Source organism: Alterinioella nitratireducens (assembly GCF_013155465.1).
In the GTDB taxonomy this organism is placed as follows: Bacteria; Pseudomonadota; Alphaproteobacteria; order Rhodobacterales; family Rhodobacteraceae; genus Alterinioella; species Alterinioella nitratireducens.
The window spans coordinates 75,471-94,514 of record NZ_JABJVX010000005.1 but is presented as its reverse complement, the minus strand read 5'-3'; the positions used below and the strand labels follow the sequence as shown (position 1 = coordinate 94,514).

Sequence of the window (19,044 nt, the reverse complement as noted above, 5' to 3'; positions counted from 1 at the left end):
AAAGGGAGGGGGCCGCCATGACCCATATTCTTGCGATTGATCAGGGAACCACGTCGAGCCGGGCGATTGTTTTTGACGCGCAGATGCAGCCGGTCGCCTCGGTGCAGGAGGAGTTCACGCAGCATTTCCCGGCCTCGGGGTGGGTCGAGCATGAGGCCGAGGATATCTGGGGCACCGTGATCTCGACGGCCCGCGCGGCGCTGGAGAAGGCGGGCGTTGCGGCGGCGGACCTGGCGGGGATCGGCATCACCAACCAGCGCGAGACGACGCTGTTGTGGGATCGTGAGACCGGCGACCCCGTGCATCGCGCGATTGTCTGGCAGGACCGGCGGACCTCGGGCCTCTGCGCGGCGCTGCGCGAGGCGGGGCACGAGGCAATGGTGCAGGAAAGGACCGGCCTGCTGCTGGACCCCTATTTCTCGGGCACCAAGCTGGCCTGGATGCTGGAGAACGTGGACGGCGCGCGCGAGAAGGCCGAGGCGGGCAAGCTCATGTTCGGGACCGTCGACTGCTACCTGATCTGGCGGCTGACCGGGGGCGCCTCACATGTGACGGATGCCACCAACGCGGCACGGACGCTTCTCTATAATATCCGCGAGGGGCAGTGGGACGCGGAGATCTGCGGGCTGCTGAACATCCCCCTGGGCCTGCTGCCCGAGGTCAAGGATTGCGCGGCGCAATTCGGCGATGCGATCGCGGATCACCTGGGCGCCGAGGTGCCGATCCTGGGCGTCGCGGGCGACCAGCAGGCGGCCACGATCGGGCAAGCCTGTTTCCAGCCCGGCATGATGAAATCGACCTACGGGACGGGCTGTTTCGCGCTGCTCAACACTGGCGATACGCTTGTGGAAAGCCGCAACCGGATGCTCGGGACGATTGCCTACCAGTTCGACGGCACACCGACCTATGCGCTGGAAGGCTCGATTTTCATTGCGGGCGCGGTGGTGCAATGGCTGCGCGACGGGCTGAAGATCATCGAGAGCGCCGCCGAAAGCCAAGCGCTGGCCGAGGCGGCGGATGCGGAGCAGGAGCTCTACCTCGTGCCCGCCTTCACCGGGCTTGGCGCACCCTATTGGGATGCGGAATGCCGCGGCGCGGTCTTTGGCCTGACGCGCGGATCGGGGCCCGAGGAATTCGCCCGGGCGGCGCTGGAAAGCGTCGGCTTTCAGACCCGCGACCTCTACGAGGCGATGCATGACGATTGGGGCGATGCGGGCGGCGAGAGCATCCTGCGCATCGATGGCGGCATGAGTGCCTCGGACTGGACCATGCAGTTCCTGGCCGACATCCTCGGCGCGAAAGTGCATCGGCCGCAGGTGCTGGAGACGACGGCGCTTGGCGCGGCCTGGCTGGCGGGGATGCAGGCGGGGCTCTACCCGGATCGCGACGGTTTCGCCGAGACCTGGGCGCTGGAGCGGGAGTTCGAGCCTGTGATGGCAGAGGCGACCCGCGAGGCGCGCTATGCCGGGTGGAAGGATGCGGTGGCGCGGACCCTCAGCCGGTAGCGTATTATGGCTTCGAATTGCTTCGCAATCCGACCGGTGCGAGGGGCCAGCCCCTCGCGCTCCCCGGGATATTTCCAGAACAAAGAAGCTTGAGTCAGACCCTCAATTGCCCGCGCGGTTAAGGTTAACCGCTCCTTCTTTGTTCCGAAAATATCCCCGCCGGAGGCATTGAATCTCTTTCTTTGTGCAGGCGGTAAGGACTCAGCGGTCCTGCACCAGCAGGCGCATCGTGGCCCCCTCGCGGACATCCATCGGGTTGCGGTCGTCGATCTGCACCGTCAGGTAGCAGCAGCCGCCACGGGAAATGCCCCAGGCCGTCTGCCCGTCATTCGCGGGAACCGGCTGCGGTGTTTCATCGTAGGACGCGGCCAGCAGGGTCTGCGCCGTCCGCGATGCTTCCTCGGGCGTGGCGCGGGGGTCGTGGATCGTGCAGAACGGGTTTTCGGGATTGGCGGAGTAGGACCCTGTCATTCCGGTGTCTTCATGAGTGAACTCGGTCGTCATTCCACTCGCCTGGACCTCGAACCCGTGACCGCGCAGCACGTCCTCGGTTTGCCCGAAGAAGAGATCGAACGGGGCCAGGCAGGCGTCCTCGAAGAGCGAGGCGAGCGTGAGGGTCTGGGCGGCTGCGCCGAGCGGCGTGCAGCACAGAGTGAGGACGAAAAGAAGCCGGGTCATCTCATACCTTTCACGACTGGGGATGTTGCCGCAGGATTCCGTGATTCCCGTTGAGTTTCAAGGAAAGTGGCCGCCCTAGTCGCCATTGGGACGGCTGAGGATGAAGCTGGCGGCCCCCCCAATGGCGAGGCCCTGGATGATCAGGATCGTCGCGCTCAGTCCGGCCAGAAGGCTCCCCATCAGGATCAGGGCCATCGAGGTGCATGCGAGGATCTTGTGGCGCGGGCGGATCGCGCCGCTGCCTTCCCAATCGCGGATCGGGCCGCCGAAAACCGGGTGCGCCAGCAGCCAGGCGCGCAGCCGCGGTGAGCTTTTGCCGAAGGCGATGGCGGCGAGGATCAGGAACGGCGTCGTCGGCAGGATCGGCAGCGCCACCCCGATGAAGCCGAGCACGACGCAGAGCCAGCCCAGGATGATCCAGGGCAGGCGGCCGAGGCGGGTCGGGGAAGGCTCTTGCATGGCGCGGGCATAGGCCGGGTTTGCGGCTTTGTAAATCAGGTCCGGGGCGGGGCGTGGATCCATGTGCCCGGCGCGATGCCGTCAAGGCTCCAACCCCCGATGCGCCAGCGGATCAGGCGCAGGGTCGGCAGACCCACCGCGGCGGTCATGCGCCGGACCTGGCGGTTGCGCCCCTCGGTCAGGGTCAGCTCGATCCAGGCATCGGGCACCGATTTGCGGAACCGGACCGGCGGCACGCGCGGCCAGATCTCGGGCGGGTCGATGAGGCGGGCCCCGGCGGGGCGGGTGGGACCATCCTTGAGGGTCACACCGGAGCGGAGCGCCGCGATCTGCCCGGGCGATGGCGCGCCCTCGACCTGGGCCAGGTAGGTCTTGGCCATCTTGGCGCGCGGCTGCGTGATCCTTGCCTGCAAGCGGCCGTCATCGGTCAGCACCATCAGCCCCTCGCTGTCGCGGTCCAGCCGGCCTGCGGGATAGACGCCGGGAAACTCGATATAGTCGGAGAGCGTCTTGCGCGGGCTGCCGATGCTGCCCTTGTCGGTGAATTGCGACAGCACATCATGGGGTTTGTTGAAGAGGATCACTGTCGTCATGCCGCGCACCTTTGCCGATGCCGCAATCACTGGCCGATTGGTCGCAATCAGGCAAGGGGGGTGCCGGAAATGGTCTTGTCCGAAAGCCCCTAATGATTGAGCGTGGCCGGATACAGACAATCAGGAAGGACCCCGCCATGCCCGCCGGTGCCGCCCCGTTCGCGCAAGCCGAGTATGACCGCCGCATCGCCCGCACCCGCGCCGCGATGGCGCGCGCCGGGCTGGACGCGATCTTTGTCACCGACCCGTCGAACCAGGCCTGGCTGACCGGCTATGATGGCTGGTCCTTCTATGTCCACCAGGGCGTGATCCTGACCCATGACGGCCCGCCGGTCTGGTGGGGGCGCTACATGGACAGCGTGGGCGCCGGGCGGACCTGCTGGATGGAGACCGACGCCATCCTGGGCTATGCCGACCATTACGTGCAATCGACCGAGCGGCACCCGATGCAGGACCTGGCCGGGCATTTGCGGATCATGGGGCTGGAGCGGGCGCGGATCGGCGTCGAGATGGAGAATTACTATTACTCCGCCAAGGCGCACCAGGTTCTTGTATCAGAACTGCCCAATGCGCGGATCACCGATGCCACCGCGCTGGTCAATTGGGAGCGGCTGGTAAAATCCGAGGTCGAGCTGGAATTTGTCCGCAAGGCGGGGCGGATTTCCTCGCATATCACGCGCGTGGCGTTGGAGAAGGCCGAGCCGGGGTTGCGCAAGAATGACCTGGTGGCCGCGATCACCCATGCCGCGATCGCGGGCGTGGACGATATCTGGGGCGATTATCCCGCCATCGTGCCGCTGACGCCGTCGGGCAAGGACGCGACCGCCGCGCATCTGACCTGGAACGGCGACCGGATGCGGGCGGGCGAGGCGACGTTCTTCGAGCTTTCCGGCGTCTATCGCCGCTATCATGCGCCGCTCTGCCGGACGGTGTTCCTGGGGCAACCGGGGCAGGAGGTGCTGGACGCGGAGGCCGCGCAGCTTGAAGGCATCGAAGCGGGGCTGGACGCGGCGCGGGCGGGCAACCGGACCTGCGACATCGCCAATGCGCTGATCGGTGTGCTGGCGCGCCATGGCATCCAGCGCGAGGGGCGGGCGGGATACCCCATCGGCCTCAGCTACCCGCCCGACTGGGGCGAGCGCACGGCCTCGATCCGGTCCGAGGACACGACCGTGCTGGAACCCGGCATGGTGTTCCACTTCATGCCCGCGCTGTGGATGGACGATTGGGGCCTCGAGACGACCGAGACCATCATCATCACCGAGAACGGCCCGCCCGAGGTTCTGTCCGATGTCGAGCGCAAGATCTTCGTCAAGCCATGACCGATCTGCCCACCACCACCGCGCTGCTGGCGGAACTGATCGGGTTCCCGACGGTCTCGACCGACAGCAATGTCGCGTTGATCAACCACCTTGCCGCGCGGCTGGAACAGGCGGGCGCGCGGGTCGAGATCTTTCATGACGCGACCGGGGCCAAAGCCAATCTCTGGGCCCGGATCGGGCCGGATGTGGCCGGCGGCGTGCTGCTTTCGGGTCATTCCGACGTGGTGCCGGTGACCGATCAGGCCTGGTCCAGCGATCCGTTCGACATGCTGGAGGAGGAGGGTCGGCTCTACGGGCGCGGCACCTGCGACATGAAGGGGTTCATCGCCGCCGCCGTCGCCATGGCACCCCTCTTCGCCGAACGCGCGCTGACCCGGCCGGTGCATTTCTGCTTCAGCTATGACGAGGAGACCGGCTGCCTCGGCGCGCAGGCGCTGGCCGACCAGTTGCGCGGGCGCGCGGTGATGCCGAGCATGGCCATCGTGGGGGAGCCCACGCGGATGCGGGTGATCGAGGGGCACAAGGGCTGCTACGAGTACTCGACCCATTTCACCGGGTTGGAGGGGCATGGATCGGGCCCCGATCAGGGTGTGAACGCGGTGGAATACGCGGCGCGCTATGTCGGGCGCCTCTTGGACCTCAAGGACCGGTTGCGCGCGCGGGTGCCCGAGGGCAGCCGGTTCGAACCTGCCTGGACCACGATCAACACAGGCGCGTTGCAGGGCGGTGTCGCGCGTAACGTCATACCGGGGCGCGCGCGGGTGGATTGGGAGATGCGCCCGGTGCAGAAATCGGATGCGGAGTTCGTCAAGGCGGACCTGGCCGGGTATTGCGCCCATACGCTGTTGCCTGCGATGCGGGCGGTCCATCTCGAGGCGGGCATCGAGACCGAGACCATCGCCGAGGTCGACGGGCTGGAGCCCGCCAGCGAGAACGAGGCGCGCGACGTGGCGATGGAACTGACCGGGGCCAATGGCGCGGGCCTGGTGCCCTTCGGGACGGAAGCCGGGCTGTTCCAGGGCTTGGGCATGTCCGTTGTCGTCTGCGGGCCGGGGTCGATTGATCAGGCCCACAAGCCGGATGAATATCTGGAGGTCAGCCAGTTGGGGGCCTGCCTGGACATGCTGGAGCGGTTGAGCCGGAAGCTGACGTAGATTTAGGTTTGAGTCGACACAGGGCACGGTTCCCGGCCACTATCCCGCAATCGGGACATAGGGAGACGGGATATGGGGCATGCGCGAAAGATCGTGTTTCTGCGCGAAGTGATCACCTCGGATGCGCATGGGGAGGCGTGCCCGCCGGTGACGCGGGTTGCGGTCGGGGCGATCTTCCAGAACCCGCTTGCGGGGCGGTTTGAAAGCGACCTGGCGCCGCTGTTCGAAATCGGGGCGGAACTGGGGGAATTGTTGGCCGGTCAAGCCGCCGCGCAGCTTGGAAATCCCCCGGTCTCTTACGGGAAAGCGGCGATTGTCGGGGTCGCGGGCGATATGGAGCATGGTGGGGCCGTGATTCACCCCCGGTTGGGCGCACCGATGCGCAAGGCGGCGGGCGGCGGCGAGGCTGTCATCCCGTCCAACGTGAAGCTCGGCGCCCTGGGGGCGTCGATCGACCTGCCTCTGGGGCACAAGGACGACCCCTGGTCCTTCGATCATTTCGACACCATGACGCTGTGCATCCCCGACGGGCCGAAGCTGGACGAGATCGTGATGTTCCTGGCCTATGCCGATGGCGGGCGGCCGATTGCGCGCTGTGGGCGGGGGCCGGGTGGCGCGGGGTCGGGGCGGGTCTGAGGCAGGTCTTGGTGTCCGGTTGGGCCGGGGGGAGGCTTTTCGAAAAGCCTCCTGAGGGCCTTCGAAGGCCCTCGCCGCCCGCGTTGCCCAAGCCCGCATCGACGCGGGCTTGCCCCTCAACTCTCCTTGCGCATCGTCTTGGGCGCGCCGGTGGCCATGTCGGTGCCGGTATAGGGCAGGCCCGCCGCCTTCCACGCCCCGAAACCGCCCTTCATATGGGCGACGCGACCGAAGCCATGGTCGAGACAGAGCCGCGCCACCTTTTCCGACCTTGCGCCCGAGCCGCAGTGGAACACGATGCGCTTGCCGTCCTGGGCGGGCATGTGTTCGGGGTGAAACGCCTGCATCGGGGCCAGAAGCGCGCCTTCGATCCGCTCGACGTTGAATTCCTGCGGGGTGCGCACGTCGATGACCACGATCTTGCGGTCTTCAAAGGCCCTGGAGACCTCCTCGGGCGTCCATGTCTCCAATGTGCCGTTCTCGGTCTTCTCGGTGTCCATTCCGGTCTCCTTCAAAAGCGGTTCAGCGGGATTTTCAGGTAGCGGTTGTCCTCGCTTTCCGGCTCGGGCAGGCGGCCCGCGCGCAGGTTCATCTGCAGAACGTGCAGCATCCGGTCGGGCAGGGCCAGGGTCTTGTCCCGCTCTTCCCTGGTCGTGACGTACTCCGCTTTCGCCACGCCGCCGCCGATATGGGCGTTGTGGCGGCGCTGTTCGGCCACGGTCGAAACCCAGTCAGGCGTTTCGCGAAAATCGCTGCCGTAATCGTGTCCGATGAAGAGGCGGGTGCGGTCCGGCAGGGACAGGATCGCCTGAAGGCTGTCGTAAAGCTCCCCTGCCGAGCCGCCGGGGAAATCGGCGCGCGAGGTGCCGACATCGGGCTGCATGAAGGTGTCATGGACGAAGGCCGCGTCGTCGCCGACCACATAGGTGATCGAGCCGAGCGTATGACCGGGGGTCAGCATGACGCGGACCGGCAGGTTTCCGATCTGAAACTCATCGCCATCCGCGAAGAGGCGGTCGAAATCGCGGGCCGGATCGAACGCGTCGGGCATGTTGTAATAGTCGCGCCAGAGCTCCGCGATCTCTTTCACCTTCTCGCCGATGGCATTGGGTTTGCCGATCCGGTCCTTGAGGACGGAAGACGCCATCAGGTGATCCGCATGGGGGTGGGTGTCGAGGATCCATTCGATCTCGAACCCCTCGGAAGACGCGAAGGACAGGATCGCATCGGCCCCGGCGGAATGGGTCGCGGCACTTTCGGGGTCGAAGCCCAGGACAACATCGACCAGGGCCGCTTTGGACGTTTCAGGGTCGGCGACCAGATACTGGATGCTGCCGGTGTCGTCGTCATAGAACCCGAACACCTCGGGCGAGCCGGGGCCGGTGGATGGGCTGGTGCTGGAATAGGTCATCTGTCGAACCTCCTTTCGGGGGACAACAGGCGGGCAGGCGGCGGGGTTCCATCCGTTCCGGGTCAGTCCGGGCTGTCCACTTCGCGCACATCGACGGACACGGAGAGGCCGAGGAAGCTCGCTTCGGTGCCGTCGTAACTGCCCGAGACCGGCGAGGCCTGTGCGGGTGTGCGGGTGGTCGCAACCCGGATCAGGGCGCTGCCTGCCGTGATTCGATTGGTCGGGTCGAACTCGACCCAGCCTTCACCGGGAACGAAGACGTCGGCCCAGGCATGGGTCGCGCCGCCGCCGACGGGCGCGTCCGGCCCGCCTACGGAATCGTTCAGATAGCCGGTGACAAAACGGGCGGCAAACCCGAAACGGCGCGTGGCCTCCATGAACAGAAATGCGAAATCCCGACAGGTGCCTTCCCCCCTGGCGATGGTTTCGCCAGCTGTCTGCGTGCCCATCTCGTCGCGGCTGGAATAGCCCAGTTCGCGGTGGATTGCGTGGCTGAGACGACGCAGGAACAGGAAGGCCCCATCCGGTCGTTCGGTGAAATGCGCGTTCAGCCAATCGTCCAGCGTCCCGGCATCGTGTTCATTCTCAAGGCCAATGTAGGGAAACAGGTCGCGCGCTTCGTCTTTGGAATAGGTGAAGGGGTAGGGACAGACATGCGGCCCGTCCTGGCGGGACATGAATTCGGTGACATAGCGGCGCAGTACCAACTCGCTCTCGATCACCAGGCGATTGGCGGGCTCGGTGAACGTCGCTTCGGCGATGGAATTCCCGAACGTGTCGAAATACCAACGCAAACTCGCCTTGGGTCTGATCGTCAGGAACGCGTCATCGACCCACAGGTCATGTCCGTCGCGGGGCCGCAACATGAGGTGATGCGGGTGCAGAAAAACAGGACGGTCGTAATTGTATTCGGTCCGATGTAGGATGCGCAGGATACGGGGCACACGGGAACCTTTCCGGGTTTGAGGCATTTTCCCCGATGGCACGAGGCCTTCCCGAGACACCGAACCCTGGCCGCCAGCGACCCTGAAAACAAGGATGAAGTGATGCTGATCCGTTTCGGATTCGAGATTGATGTCGAATGCACGTCACCTGTCCCCATGCTGCTGGCGCTTTCGACGCATCGTGACGTGATCGGGCGGCTGATCGGCGAGGATTTCGTCCGCGTTCCGGCCAACTGTCCGACGCGGGCGTATGACGACCAGTTTGGCAACCGGATCACCCGTATTGTTGCGCCAGTGGGGCCGACGCGGATGTGGTCGGACTGTGTCATCGAGTTTGACGCGCAACCCGATCGCCAGGTGCCGGACGCGCGCCAGCACGCCATTGAGGATCTGCCCGACGACGTTCTGGCCCACCTCTTGGCCAGCCGGTATTGTGACAGCGACAACCTGATCCAGCAGGCTTGGGCGTTGTTCGGCTATACTGTGGAGGGATGGCCGCGCGTGCAGGCCATCACCGGATTTGTCCATAGCCACGTCACTTTCGGCTACCAATTCGGTCGCGCCAACAAGACGGCGTCGGACGTGTTCCGCGAGAAGACCGGCGTGTGTCGCGATTTCGCCCATCTGGCGATCTCGCTGTGCCGGGCCATGAACATTCCGGCGCGATACGCCAGCGGCTACCTGGGCGATATCGGCGTGCCGGATTCGGGGGCAGGCGATTTCTGCGCCTGGTTCGAGGTGTTCCTGGGCGGCGCGTGGCATACGTTCGACGCGCGCTACAACGAACCCCGGATCGGCCGTATTCTCATGGTGCGCGGCTCTGACGCGGCGGATGTGGCGATGATCACGTCTTTCGGGGATTACCGGCTGAGCTATTTCCGGGTCTGGACCGACCGGATCGAGGATGGGCTGGAGGATGGCGAGATCCTCGACATGTTACGCACGCGGCCCGAGGGCGAGGCGCTGGTCTTCCCGTCTTCCGCGCGCGTGGCCTGAGCGTTGGCGGGCCAAGGCTTTTCGAAAAGCCTCATGAGGGCCTTCGAAGGCCCTTTGCACCCCCGGAGTCAGTCCTTGTCCAGCCCCCGCGCGATCAATTCCTTCATGATCTCGTTGGTGCCGCCATAAATCTTCTGCACCCGCGCATCGGCGTAAAGTTCTGCTATAAGATATTCGTTCATGTAGCCATAGCCGCCATGCAGTTGCAGGCACTCATCCACGATCTCGCATTGCGCCTGGCTGCCCCACCATTTCGCCATCGCGGCCTTTTCGGCCCTCAGCGTCCCCCGTTCCAGTTCCGCAAGGCAGGCGTCGAGGAAGGCGGCGAGGATCTCCACCTTGGTGGCACATTCGGCCAGCCTGAAGCGGGTGTTCTGGAAATCCATGATGCGCTGCCCGAAGGCGCGGCGTTCGCGCACGTAGTCCAGCGTCACCGCCAGCGCGCATTCGGAGGCGCCGAGCGCGCCATAGCCCAGGATCAGCCGTTCCCAGGGCAGTTGCTTCATCAATTGATAGAACCCCTGCCCCTCCTCGTCGCCTAACAGATGCGTACGCGGGATGCGGACATTGTCGAAGCTCAGCTCCGCCGTGTCATTCCTGCGCATCCCCATCTTGTCCAGCTTGCGCCCGACGCTGAACCCCTCAAGCCCACCGGTTTCCACCACCATCAGCGAGACACCCTTTGAGCGCGATTTCGGGTCGGTCTTGGCGACGGTCACAATGAGGTCGGCGCTGGCCCCATTGGTGATGAAGGTCTTGGAGCCGTTCAGGCAGTATTCGTTGCCATCGGCAATCGCGGTGGTCTTGACCGCTTGCAGGTCCGACCCGGTGCCGGGTTCGGTCATGGCGATGGCGGCGACCATCTCTCCGCTTGCCAGTTTCGGCAGCCAGCGGGCGCGTTGCTGCTCGGTGCCATAGGCGGCGATGTAATGCGTGGCGATGTTGTGGACCGAGAAGCCCCACCCGCTGTCGCCGATGCGGCCCTGTTCCAGGAAGGTGACGACATCAAACCCGTAAGACAGGCCGAGGCCGCCATGTTCCTCGGGCACGGTCGCGCCGAGAATGCCGAGATCGCCCGCCTTGCGCCAGAAGTCCTTGGGGATCATCCCCGCCTCTTTCCAGGTGTCGCGGTTGGGCTGAAACTCCTCGCTCAGGAACCGTTTGACAGTGTCGGCAAAGGCGCGGTGGTCGTCGGTCATCCAGGCGTGGGTCGGCATGCTCTCATCCCCCTCTTGAGTCAGGGAATGGTGGCGCGGGGCGCGCGGTCTGGCAAGCCTCGCGCAACGTCAGGGACGGGGCACGGTGCCCTCCGCGATCCAGCCGTCGAGGATCTCAAGCGCCCGTTCGGCAAAGGCCGCGTCGTTGATATGGGCGTCCAGCGCCTCATAGCCCGGAGCCTCGGACAGCGCCCCGGCCAGTTGCGCCAGCCCGTCGGGGTCATGGAACGGGCCGCCGGGGCGGTCCCATTCGTCGATGCCTTGAATGGGCATGAGAACACGCACCGGGCCTTTCGCAGCGGCGGCCTTCCGTGCGATTTCGCGGCCTGCCTGCGCCTTTTCCTCATGGCTCATCAGGGCGCAGGCGATCAGGCGGTTATGGGCGTGGATCTCGCGCCCCTCAAAGCGCGGGTCCGGATCGGCCCAGGCCTGCATGTCAATGAGGCTGACACCGCCCGGTGCGATGATCTGGGGAATGCCCGCGCGCCCTGCCGCGGTGAGGCGGGTGGCCCCGGCGCTGACGACCGAGCCGTGCAGGTGGTTCGAGACCTCGACCAGCGAGAAATCCATCACGCAGGCGAAGGCCCCCTTGGCGGCCAGCGCCTCGAACGCCTGCCCGCCCATGCCGGTGGTGTGGAAGATCGCGACCTCGAAACCGCGCGCCTCCAGCGCCGGTTTCAGCGCCTTGATGTATTTGAGCGACGAGGTGCCGAGCGAGGTCATGCCGATGACGGGGCGTGTCGCGTCCGGGGCTTCGACCGCGCGGGCAGCCCCCAATACGGCCCCCGCCGCCTGGCTGAGCGATGATTTGCAGATCGCGTTCAGGCCATAGAGCCCGCCCGCCCAGAGGATCATCATCACGTCGGGCGCGATGCGGGGGCCGGGCAGGAGCGGCGAGAAGGCCACCGTGGTCACGATCACCTTGGGAAAGCCCATCGGCAGGGCGTTGCACACGTCAAGCGCCAGATCGGTGCCCATGGTGCCGCCGAGGATCAGGATGCCGTGGACCTTGCCCGCCTGCTGCAAGCGCTGCGCCAGCGCCGCCGCCCCTTCGGAGGTTTTGGCCATGGCGAGGTTCTCGTCGCCAAGCGCGATGATGTCGGCGTTCGTGGTGTTCGCGGCCTCGGCCACCTCGTGCCGCGTGATGTCGACATGGGCTTCAGGCTCGCCCAACACGCCGACATCCATCACCAGCGGGCGCGCGCCCTGGCCGGTGATGCAGTCCGACAGATAGCGCATCTCGTCCGATTTCGTGTCGCCGGTTCCCAGGATCAGGATTGTCTTGTCGCTCATCTTATCCTCCCCCCTTGCTTCAGCCCGCCGCCGTAAACCCGGCATCGAGCGCGTCGATGATGGCGCTTGCATCGGCTTCATCAAGGATCAGCGGCGGCGAGAGGATGATGTTGGGGCCGGAGACGCGGATCATCACACCCTCGGCATAGGCGGTTTCCTGCACCTTCGCCATTCTCGGCCCCGGCGCAGGCGCCTTGCTGTCGCGGTCGGCGACACATTCCAGTGCCGTCATCATTCCGTGCCCGCCGCGTACATCGCCGATGAGCTCGTGCTTTTCCATCAGCCGTTTGCAGCCCTCGTAAAGCTGCGTGCCGCGCGCGGCGGCATTTTCGATGACGTTCAGGCGTTTGGTTTCCTCCAGACAGGCTAGCGCCGCCGCAGCCCCGACCGGGTGGCCGGAATAGGTGTAGCCCGAACCGATGGAGCCGGTGGCGTCGGTGGAGGTCTCGAAGGCGTCAACCAGACGTTCCGAGATCATCACGCCGCCCATCGGGAAATAGGCGTTGGTGATGGCCTTGGCGAAACAGGTCATGTCGGGCTGCACGCCCCAGAGGCGGCTGCCGGTCCAGGCCCCGGTGCGGCCGAAGGCGGTGATGACCTCATCCGCGATAAGCAGGATGCCGTTGCGGTCGCAGATCTCGCGGATCATTGGCATCAGGGTTTCATGCGGCGGGATCACGCCGCCCGCGCCCAGGATCGGCTCCATGATGAAGGCGGCGATGGTGGTGGCGCCGTTAAAGGCGATCTCGTCCTCCAGCGTGGCGGCGATCAGTTGCGCCAGCCTCGCGGGGTCGGTCTCGCCGAACGGGTTGCGGTAGGGGTATGGCGCGGGGATGTGGATGCAGCCGGGCAGGAGGGGCTCGTAATTGCGCCGGAAATTGGCGTTGCCGTTGATCGAGGCACCTCCCCAATGGGTGCCGTGATAGCCCTTCTTGAAGGAGATGAACTTGACCCGTTCGCCCTCGCCGCGCAGCTTGTGATATTGGCGGGCCAGCCGCAAGGACACGTCGATGCTGTCGGAGCCGCCGGAGGTGAAGAAGGCGCGGGTCAACCCGTCCTCGGCGAACCACTCGCGCAGCTCATAGGCCAGTTCGATCGCGGGGCCGGGCATGGTGCCCCGAAAGCTGGAATAATAGGGCAGGGTCTGAAGCTGGTCGGCGATGGCCTGTTTGATCGGCTCGCAGGAATAGCCGAGATTGGCGTTCCAGAGGCCCCCAACGGCGTCGATCATGGAATGGCCGTCGATATCGGTGATGCGCACGCCCTCGGCCCCGGTGATGATCCTGGGCGGGTTGCCCTTGACCTCGGCGGGGTTGGCCATTGGCTGCCAGAGATGCTTGGTGTTGTTCTCGGTCAGGAAATTGTGGTCACGCATCGGTCACTCCTTCACGTCATCGGCGGGGACTTGGGGGAAATCATCGGGCAGCGCCCCGCCACAGGCGGCGGACAGTTTCCGGGCGGCGGTGCGCAACTCGCGCAGGATCAGCGCCTCGGCGCCGTCGCTGGCGCGCGCCTTGGGCAGGGCGACGGCCACCGCGCCGCAGACAGCGCCGGAGGGCCCGAAATAGGGCAGGGCGAGGCCGACGACCTGATCCTCGTAGGTTTCTCCGGCGCGCGCGTATCCATCGGCGCGGGCCTGGTCCACGCGGGCGCGGATCGCGGCGGGATCGGTGATGGTCTTGGCGGTGTGGCCGGTCAGCGGGGCCTTCAGCGCGGCATCGGTGACATCGGGATCGGCGAAGGCAAGGTAGACAATGCCCGAGGCGGTGGCGTGAAACGGCAGCACCTCGCCGGGGTCCAGCACGACGCGGTTGGAGCGTTTGCTTTCGACCCGGTCGATATTGGCCAGCACCCCGCCCGACAGGGCCGAGACATGCGCGGTCTCGCCGGTCTTCTCGACCAGGCCGTGCAGGATATCGCGCACCGCGCGGGCAAAGGGGAAGCTCGATTCGCGGACCTGGGCAAAACGCAGGAAGGCGGGGCCCAGATGGTAGGCGCGGGTGGCCGCGTCCTGTTCGACGAATCCCTTCGCTTCCAGCGAGTTGAGGAATCGCAGCGTCGTGGCCTTGTTGAAGCCGCTCAGCCGGGCCAGCTCGCTCAACCCCGCCGCGCTGCGCCGCTCGGTGAAAAAGCCAAGCAGCGTCAAAGCCTTGTCAACGGTAGAGGAGGTGTTGGCCATGCTGATCCCGAATGGATGACGCCGCAAAGCAGGGCATCGGTTCATATAATCGTTGACAGAAAGCCATCCGATACGCAACACTTATCGCACCAACGGTTCAATAAATGAACCAATTGAGATTTTGGGAGACGATGATGATCAAACAGATAGCCGCCGCCGCTCTGGCCCTTGGCGTGTCCGCGACCGGGGCGCTTGCCGAATATCCGGACCGGCCCGTATCCATCGTGGTGCCGTTCCCGCCGGGCGACCTGGAGGATGTGCTGACGCGCATGGTCGCCGAGGATTTCCAGGAAGCCTACGGCGTGCCCACGGCGGTCATCAACGTGCCCGGCGGTGGCGGCGGCCCCTTCCCCGGCGCGGTGCAGGTGGCCAACGCCCCCGCGGATGGCTCGGTCATCGGCTCTTTCGTGGTCGCGGTGCCGGTGGTCGGCCCGAACCTCGGCATCCCTGAGCTGTCGCCAAACCCGTTCGAGCCGCTCGGCATCTTCCTGACCTATCCTTTCGTCATCGCCGCCTCGGGCGACGCGCCCTATTCCACGATGCAGGAACTGGCCGAGTACGCGCAGGACAACGACCTTGTGCTTGGCCATTTCGGCGCACCGCTGGTGCCGACGCGGGTGACACTGGCGCTGGCCGACCGGATGGGGTTTTCCTACGGGTCCGACGCCGCCTTCGATGCGCTGGATTGCAATACGCTGGCCTCGGGCGACGCGGATGTGATCAACACGACGCTGCAACTGATCCTGCCCTGCCTGGACGATGTGACGATCCTGGCCTCGGTCACAGGCGAGCGCATCTCGATCCTCGATGACGTGCCGACCGTGGCCGAAATCGAGCCGAGCCTGAACCTGTCGCTGTGGAACGGCCTGTTCGTGCATCGCGACACCCCGCAGGACGTGCGCGATGCGATCATCGCGGTCGCGCGGGAGACCATGGCCAGCGAGCGGGCGCAGACCCTGGCCGCGGAAACCGGCGCGCTGATCTACTGGCAGAACGCCGAGGAGGCGACTGCCCAGATCGAGGCCGATACGGACGTCATCAACGGCCTCTGAGCCCCTGAAGCCCGGCCCCGCCGCCCGACCCGGCGGCGGGGCGTGTCCCTGCCAGGAGGTTCCCCGATGTCGGACAATTCGGACAGTGTCGGCCTGCCGCAGATCCAGCGGCGCACCGGCGACACGGTTTTCGGCGCGATCTGCCTCCTGGGTTCGCTGGTCCTGTTTTCACAGATGTGGAGCCAGACCGCCTGGGTGAACGGCCAGGGCTTTGCCGCGCAGCCGGGCTTCTGGCCGCGCCTTGCGGTCAGCGGCATGGTGCTGTTTTCCGCCATCAACCTGGCAATGTCCTTCCGTGACCCGAGCAGCGAGGAAAGGCTGATCTCGCTTGGCGAGGAAATCTCGCTCTGGCTGCGCAGCATCGAGTTCGCCCTGTGGTTCATGGCCTATGTGCTGATCACGCCCTATGTCGGCTACCTGCCCGCGTCGCTGATCTTCACCGTCGCGCTGACCGCACGCTGCGGCTATCGCTCGCCCCAGGCTTTCGTGGCGGCGGCGCTGACGGCTTTGGCCACGGTGGTGCTGTTCAAGTCCTTCCTGCAGGTCCGCATTCCGGGCGGTGCGCTTTATGAAAGCCTGCCCGCCGCGATCCGCAATTTCTTCATTCTCTACCTGTAAGGGACGCACGGCATGGAGCTTCTTCTTTCCGGGTTCGAGCTGATTGCCCGCATCGACGTGCTGATCGCGCTTGTGATCGGGTCGGTCGGCGGGGTCATCATCGGCTCGATCCCCGGTGTCGGGCCCGCCGTGGCCATCGCCATCTTGCTGCCTGCGACCTTCTCTCTTGATCCCATTGTGGGGCTGACGCTGCTTCTGGGCATCTACGGCTCATCCATGTATGGCGGCGCGATCCCCGCGATCCTGATCAACACGCCGGGGACCGCCGCCAATGCACTGACCACATATGACGGCTACCCGATGACGCAGCGGGGACAGGCGCATCGGGCCTTGTCGCTGGCCTATTCGGCGTCGTTTGCGGGGGGCATCTTCTCGGTCGTCTGCCTGATCGTCCTGACGCCGGTTCTGGCCGCCGTCGCGCCCCTGTTCGGGTCGCGCGAGATCTTCCTGGCGGCGCTTCTGGGCATCGTCCTGGTCATCGTCACGCATCGCGGGCAAACCACCATCGCGGCCTTCCTCGTCTCGTTCGGCATCTTTATCAACACCATCGGGCTGGAGCCCATCCGCTACACGCAGCGCTTCACCTTCGGGCAGACATGGCTGACCTCGGGCATAGACCTGATCGTGGTTGTCCTGGGCCTTTTCGCCATCAGCCAGGCATATTCCCTGCTGATCGGGCGCGACGACAGCCCGAAGGCGCCCAAGCTGACCGGGTCGATCTTTACCGGCATGGGCGAGCTTTTCCGCCACAAGCGCGTGGCGCTCTTCTCCTCCGGGTCCGGTGTCGTGATGGGCATCATCCCCGGCGTGGGCGAGTTCCTGGCGCAGTTCTTTTCCTATTCCTACGCCGCCAATACCTCGAAGACGCCCGAGGAGTTTGGCAACGGATCGCCCGAGGGGCTGATCGCGTCGGAGGCCGCCAACAACGCCGTGCCGGGGGCCGCGATGATCCCGCTACTGGCGCTTGGTATCCCCGGCGAGGCGCTGACCGCGATGATGCTGTCGGTGTTCTACGTCCATAACGTCGTGCCCGGCCCGCAATTGTTCGAAAGCCAGCCGGAGTTCGTCGTGGCGCTCTACCTCGCGCTGCTGATCCTCAATGTCCTGGTGCTGATCTTCCTTTCCGTGGCGACCAAGGGCATCCTCCAGGTCATCCGCATCCCGACGCGGTTCCTCGGCGTGATCGTCCTGACGCTCAGCTTTGTCGGGGTCTACAGCTTGCGCAATTCGGCAACCGATTGCGCGCTGGCCGCAGGCTTCGGGATCATTGGTTATATCCTCAAGCGGTTGAACCTGCCGGTGGTGCCGATCATCCTGGGCATGGTCCTGGGTGGCATCATGGAGACCCGGCTGCGCACCTCCATGGCGCGGGTGAACAGCCCGCTTGATTTCATCGACCGGCCCATCGCGGCGATCCTGTTCGGGTTGATCCTGCTGGCGGTCGGTCTGCACCTGCGCAACCTGTGGCGCAGCCGGAAAGGTATGTAATGAAACAGTCCGATATCGACCTCTTGCGCACGCACCCCATCCGCCCGCAATCCCTGCTGATCGGGGGGAAATGGCGCGATGCCTCGGACGGGGGCCGCCGCGATGTGATCAGCCCCATCGACGGCGCGCTGCTGACGACGCTGGCCGAAGGCACGCAGGCCGATGTGGATGCGGCCGTCTCCGCCGCCCGCGCCGCGTTCGAGACTGGCCGCTGGTCGCGCATGGCCCCTGCCGGGCGCAAGGCTGTGCTGCTGAAATGGGCGGGGCTGATCGAGGAGAACGCGCTGGAACTGGCCGTTCTGGGCGTGCGCGACAACGGCACCGAGATCGGCATGGCGCTGAAGGCGGAACCGGGATCGGCCGCCGCGACGCTGCGCTTCTACGCCGAGGCCATCGACAAGGTGCCGGGCGAGATCGCGCCGACGGGCGACGATGTTCTGGCGCTGGTCCATCGTGATCCGATCGGTGTGGTGGGGGCGATCGTGCCGTGGAACTTCCCGCTGATGATCGCGGCGTGGAAGCTGGGGCCAGCGCTGGCGGCAGGCAATTCCGTGGTGCTGAAACCGGCGGAAACCGCGTCGCTGTCGCTTTTGCGCATGGCCGAACTGGGGCTTGAGGCCGGATTGCCCGAGGGTGTGCTGAACGTCGTCACCGGGGCCGGGCCGGTCGTGGGGCAGGCGATGGGGCTGCATACGGATATCGACGTGCTGGCCTTCACCGGATCCGGCGCGACGGGGCGGCGTCTGATGGAATATTCCGCCCGGTCGAACATGAAACGCTGCTACCTGGAGCTTGGCGGCAAATCCCCCAATATCGTCTTCGCCGATGCGCCGGATCTGGAGGTTGCCGCGCAGGTCTGCGCGAACGGCATCTTCCGCAACTCCGGGCAGGTCTGCATCGCGGGCTCTCGCCTGATCGTGGCGGAGAGCATCCGCGAGGATTTTCTGGCCCGCGTGGTCGAGATTGCCGGGGCCCTCAAGGTGGGCGACCCGCTGGACCTGCAAAACGATGTCGGCGCGGTGCATTCCGAGGCGCAGTTGCAGGGCAATCTGGCCATGGTCGAGGCGGCCCGCGCGGCGGGCGGCACCGTCATGGGTGGCGGTGCGCGCATCCACGAGAAATCGGGCGGTTTCTACATGTCGCCTGCCGTGATCGACGGGTTGGGGCCGGAGGCGGATATCCACCGCAAGGAAGTGTTCGGCCCGGTCCTCGCGGCGGTCTCGTTCAAGGATGAGGCCGAGGCGCTGGCCCTCGCCAACGCGACCGATTTCGGGCTGGCGGGGGCGGTCTGGACCTCTGATCTTTCCACCGCGCATCGCATGACGCGCGCCATCAAGGCGGGGCTGCTACATGTCAACACCTATGGCGGCTCGGGCGTGAACGTGCCGATGGCGGGGATGAAGCAATCCGGAAACGGGGTCGACAAGTCGCTGCACGCGCTGGACAAATATGTCGACCTCAAGACCGTCTGGATCAAGCTGTGAGGGGCCCATGCCGGT

The 19,044-nt window shown here is 65.7% G+C and carries 19 protein-coding genes; 9 read left to right on the top strand and 10 right to left on the bottom strand.

What is annotated here, in order from left to right; all coding sequences use genetic code 11:
• Positions 1 to 17 precede the first annotated feature (17 nt).
• Positions 18 to 1,505, top strand: coding sequence for a glycerol kinase GlpK (gene glpK, locus HNS34_RS10190; RefSeq protein ID WP_172319961.1), 1,488 nt, complete (start codon positions 18 to 20; stop codon positions 1,503 to 1,505).
• Positions 1,506 to 1,706: 201 nt separating this feature from the next.
• On the opposite strand, the gene HNS34_RS10185 is transcribed toward glpK, so the two are convergent.
• The 3 genes from HNS34_RS10185 to HNS34_RS10175 all read right to left on the bottom strand — a co-directional run bounded on the left by HNS34_RS10185 (position 1,707) and on the right by HNS34_RS10175 (position 3,235).
• A complete protein-coding gene (locus HNS34_RS10185; protein WP_172319960.1) occupies positions 1,707 to 2,183 on the bottom strand; it encodes a hypothetical protein in 477 nt (158 codons plus the stop codon).
• Between the two features lie 75 nt (positions 2,184 to 2,258).
• The gene (locus tag HNS34_RS10180) at positions 2,259 to 2,642 is read right to left on the bottom strand and encodes a YbaN family protein (RefSeq protein WP_172319959.1); all 384 of its coding nucleotides are present in this window, start codon (positions 2,640 to 2,642) and stop codon (positions 2,259 to 2,261) included.
• A gap of 35 nt (positions 2,643 to 2,677) precedes the next feature.
• A complete protein-coding gene (locus HNS34_RS10175) occupies positions 2,678 to 3,235 on the bottom strand; it encodes a pseudouridine synthase (RefSeq protein ID WP_172319958.1) in 558 nt (185 codons plus the stop codon).
• A gap of 137 nt (positions 3,236 to 3,372) precedes the next feature.
• Here HNS34_RS10175 and HNS34_RS10170 point away from each other — a divergent pair, with 137 nt between their 5' ends.
• The 3 genes from HNS34_RS10170 (at position 3,373) to HNS34_RS10160 (ending at position 6,347) form a co-directional block, all read left to right on the top strand.
• Complete coding sequence (locus HNS34_RS10170; protein WP_172319957.1) at positions 3,373 to 4,557, top strand: M24 family metallopeptidase; 1,185 nt, start codon at positions 3,373 to 3,375, stop codon at positions 4,555 to 4,557.
• Positions 4,554 to 5,711 carry an acetylornithine deacetylase gene (gene argE, locus HNS34_RS10165; protein WP_172319956.1) on the top strand — a complete coding sequence of 386 codons (1,158 nt, stop codon included), beginning with the start codon at positions 4,554 to 4,556 and terminating at the stop codon, positions 5,709 to 5,711. The genes HNS34_RS10170 and argE overlap by 4 nt, the downstream gene beginning before the upstream one ends.
• Positions 5,712 to 5,783: 72 nt before the next feature.
• Positions 5,784 to 6,347 carry an amino acid synthesis family protein gene (locus HNS34_RS10160; RefSeq protein ID WP_172319955.1) on the top strand — a complete coding sequence of 188 codons (564 nt, stop codon included), beginning with the start codon at positions 5,784 to 5,786 and terminating at the stop codon, positions 6,345 to 6,347.
• Positions 6,348 to 6,463: 116 nt separating this feature from the next.
• Here HNS34_RS10160 and HNS34_RS10155 read toward each other — a convergent pair whose 3' ends face one another.
• From HNS34_RS10155 to HNS34_RS10145, 3 genes are all read right to left on the bottom strand, one after another.
• Positions 6,464 to 6,847 carry a rhodanese-like domain-containing protein gene (locus HNS34_RS10155; RefSeq protein WP_172319954.1) on the bottom strand — a complete coding sequence of 128 codons (384 nt, stop codon included), beginning with the start codon at positions 6,845 to 6,847 and terminating at the stop codon, positions 6,464 to 6,466.
• 11 nt (positions 6,848 to 6,858) lie between these two features.
• On the bottom strand, positions 6,859 to 7,758 hold the full coding sequence (locus HNS34_RS10150; RefSeq protein WP_172319953.1) for an MBL fold metallo-hydrolase: 900 nt from the start codon (positions 7,756 to 7,758) through the stop codon (positions 6,859 to 6,861).
• Positions 7,759 to 7,820: 62 nt separating this feature from the next.
• Positions 7,821 to 8,702 (bottom strand): transglutaminase family protein, encoded by an 882-nt coding sequence (locus tag HNS34_RS10145; protein WP_214647463.1) that lies wholly within the window; start codon positions 8,700 to 8,702, stop codon positions 7,821 to 7,823.
• 102 nt (positions 8,703 to 8,804) lie between these two features.
• Here HNS34_RS10145 and HNS34_RS10140 point away from each other — a divergent pair, with 102 nt between their 5' ends.
• Positions 8,805 to 9,698: a transglutaminase-like domain-containing protein gene (locus tag HNS34_RS10140; protein WP_172319951.1), complete on the top strand. Its 894-nt coding sequence runs from the start codon at positions 8,805 to 8,807 to the stop codon at positions 9,696 to 9,698.
• A 68-nt stretch (positions 9,699 to 9,766) separates the two neighbouring features.
• On the opposite strand, the gene HNS34_RS10135 is transcribed toward HNS34_RS10140, so the two are convergent.
• The 4 genes from HNS34_RS10135 to HNS34_RS10120 form a co-directional block, all read right to left on the bottom strand.
• On the bottom strand, positions 9,767 to 10,915 hold the full coding sequence (locus tag HNS34_RS10135) for an acyl-CoA dehydrogenase family protein (RefSeq protein WP_172319950.1): 1,149 nt from the start codon (positions 10,913 to 10,915) through the stop codon (positions 9,767 to 9,769).
• A gap of 69 nt (positions 10,916 to 10,984) precedes the next feature.
• A complete protein-coding gene (locus tag HNS34_RS10130; protein ID WP_172319949.1) occupies positions 10,985 to 12,208 on the bottom strand; it encodes a Tm-1-like ATP-binding domain-containing protein in 1,224 nt (407 codons plus the stop codon).
• Positions 12,209 to 12,227: 19 nt separating this feature from the next.
• Positions 12,228 to 13,583, bottom strand: a complete 1,356-nt coding sequence (locus tag HNS34_RS10125) for an aminotransferase class III-fold pyridoxal phosphate-dependent enzyme (protein WP_172319948.1) — start codon at positions 13,581 to 13,583, stop codon at positions 12,228 to 12,230.
• 3 nt (positions 13,584 to 13,586) lie between these two features.
• The gene (locus HNS34_RS10120) at positions 13,587 to 14,387 is read right to left on the bottom strand and encodes an IclR family transcriptional regulator (RefSeq protein WP_172319947.1); all 801 of its coding nucleotides are present in this window, start codon (positions 14,385 to 14,387) and stop codon (positions 13,587 to 13,589) included.
• A 131-nt stretch (positions 14,388 to 14,518) separates the two neighbouring features.
• Between HNS34_RS10120 and HNS34_RS10115 the strand changes: the two genes are divergently transcribed.
• The 4 genes from HNS34_RS10115 to HNS34_RS10100 all read left to right on the top strand — a co-directional run bounded on the left by HNS34_RS10115 (position 14,519) and on the right by HNS34_RS10100 (position 19,029).
• Positions 14,519 to 15,439 (top strand): tripartite tricarboxylate transporter substrate-binding protein, encoded by a 921-nt coding sequence (locus HNS34_RS10115; protein ID WP_172319946.1) that lies wholly within the window; start codon positions 14,519 to 14,521, stop codon positions 15,437 to 15,439.
• A 66-nt stretch (positions 15,440 to 15,505) separates the two neighbouring features.
• The gene (locus HNS34_RS10110; RefSeq protein ID WP_172319945.1) at positions 15,506 to 16,057 is read left to right on the top strand and encodes a tripartite tricarboxylate transporter TctB family protein; all 552 of its coding nucleotides are present in this window, start codon (positions 15,506 to 15,508) and stop codon (positions 16,055 to 16,057) included.
• Between the two features lie 12 nt (positions 16,058 to 16,069).
• Entirely contained in the window at positions 16,070 to 17,545 is a 1,476-nt protein-coding gene (locus tag HNS34_RS10105; RefSeq protein ID WP_172319944.1) for a tripartite tricarboxylate transporter permease, read from the top strand.
• Complete coding sequence (locus tag HNS34_RS10100) at positions 17,545 to 19,029, top strand: aldehyde dehydrogenase family protein (RefSeq protein ID WP_172319943.1); 1,485 nt, start codon at positions 17,545 to 17,547, stop codon at positions 19,027 to 19,029. The genes HNS34_RS10105 and HNS34_RS10100 overlap by 1 nt, the downstream gene beginning before the upstream one ends.
• Positions 19,030 to 19,044 lie beyond the last annotated feature (15 nt).

Bases quoted from the DNA above. Each gene is read 5' to 3' on its own strand.
- glpK (WP_172319961.1), top strand. From the start codon at position 18: ATGACCCATATTCTTGCGATTGATCAGGGAACCACGTCGAGCCGGGCG.
- HNS34_RS10185 (WP_172319960.1), bottom strand. From the start codon at position 2,183: ATGACCCGGCTTCTTTTCGTCCTCACTCTGTGCTGCACGCCGCTCGGC.
- HNS34_RS10180 (WP_172319959.1), bottom strand. From the start codon at position 2,642: ATGCAAGAGCCTTCCCCGACCCGCCTCGGCCGCCTGCCCTGGATCATC.
- HNS34_RS10175 (WP_172319958.1), bottom strand. From the start codon at position 3,235: ATGACGACAGTGATCCTCTTCAACAAACCCCATGATGTGCTGTCGCAA.
- HNS34_RS10170 (WP_172319957.1), top strand. From the start codon at position 3,373: ATGCCCGCCGGTGCCGCCCCGTTCGCGCAAGCCGAGTATGACCGCCGC.
- argE (WP_172319956.1), top strand. From the start codon at position 4,554: ATGACCGATCTGCCCACCACCACCGCGCTGCTGGCGGAACTGATCGGG.
- HNS34_RS10160 (WP_172319955.1), top strand. From the start codon at position 5,784: ATGGGGCATGCGCGAAAGATCGTGTTTCTGCGCGAAGTGATCACCTCG.
- HNS34_RS10155 (WP_172319954.1), bottom strand. From the start codon at position 6,847: ATGGACACCGAGAAGACCGAGAACGGCACATTGGAGACATGGACGCCC.
- HNS34_RS10150 (WP_172319953.1), bottom strand. From the start codon at position 7,758: ATGACCTATTCCAGCACCAGCCCATCCACCGGCCCCGGCTCGCCCGAG.
- HNS34_RS10140 (WP_172319951.1), top strand. From the start codon at position 8,805: ATGCTGATCCGTTTCGGATTCGAGATTGATGTCGAATGCACGTCACCT.
- HNS34_RS10135 (WP_172319950.1), bottom strand. From the start codon at position 10,915: ATGCCGACCCACGCCTGGATGACCGACGACCACCGCGCCTTTGCCGAC.
- HNS34_RS10130 (WP_172319949.1), bottom strand. From the start codon at position 12,208: ATGAGCGACAAGACAATCCTGATCCTGGGAACCGGCGACACGAAATCG.
- HNS34_RS10125 (WP_172319948.1), bottom strand. From the start codon at position 13,583: ATGCGTGACCACAATTTCCTGACCGAGAACAACACCAAGCATCTCTGG.
- HNS34_RS10120 (WP_172319947.1), bottom strand. From the start codon at position 14,387: ATGGCCAACACCTCCTCTACCGTTGACAAGGCTTTGACGCTGCTTGGC.
- HNS34_RS10115 (WP_172319946.1), top strand. From the start codon at position 14,519: ATGATGATCAAACAGATAGCCGCCGCCGCTCTGGCCCTTGGCGTGTCC.
- HNS34_RS10110 (WP_172319945.1), top strand. From the start codon at position 15,506: ATGTCGGACAATTCGGACAGTGTCGGCCTGCCGCAGATCCAGCGGCGC.
- HNS34_RS10105 (WP_172319944.1), top strand. From the start codon at position 16,070: ATGGAGCTTCTTCTTTCCGGGTTCGAGCTGATTGCCCGCATCGACGTG.
- HNS34_RS10100 (WP_172319943.1), top strand. From the start codon at position 17,545: ATGAAACAGTCCGATATCGACCTCTTGCGCACGCACCCCATCCGCCCG.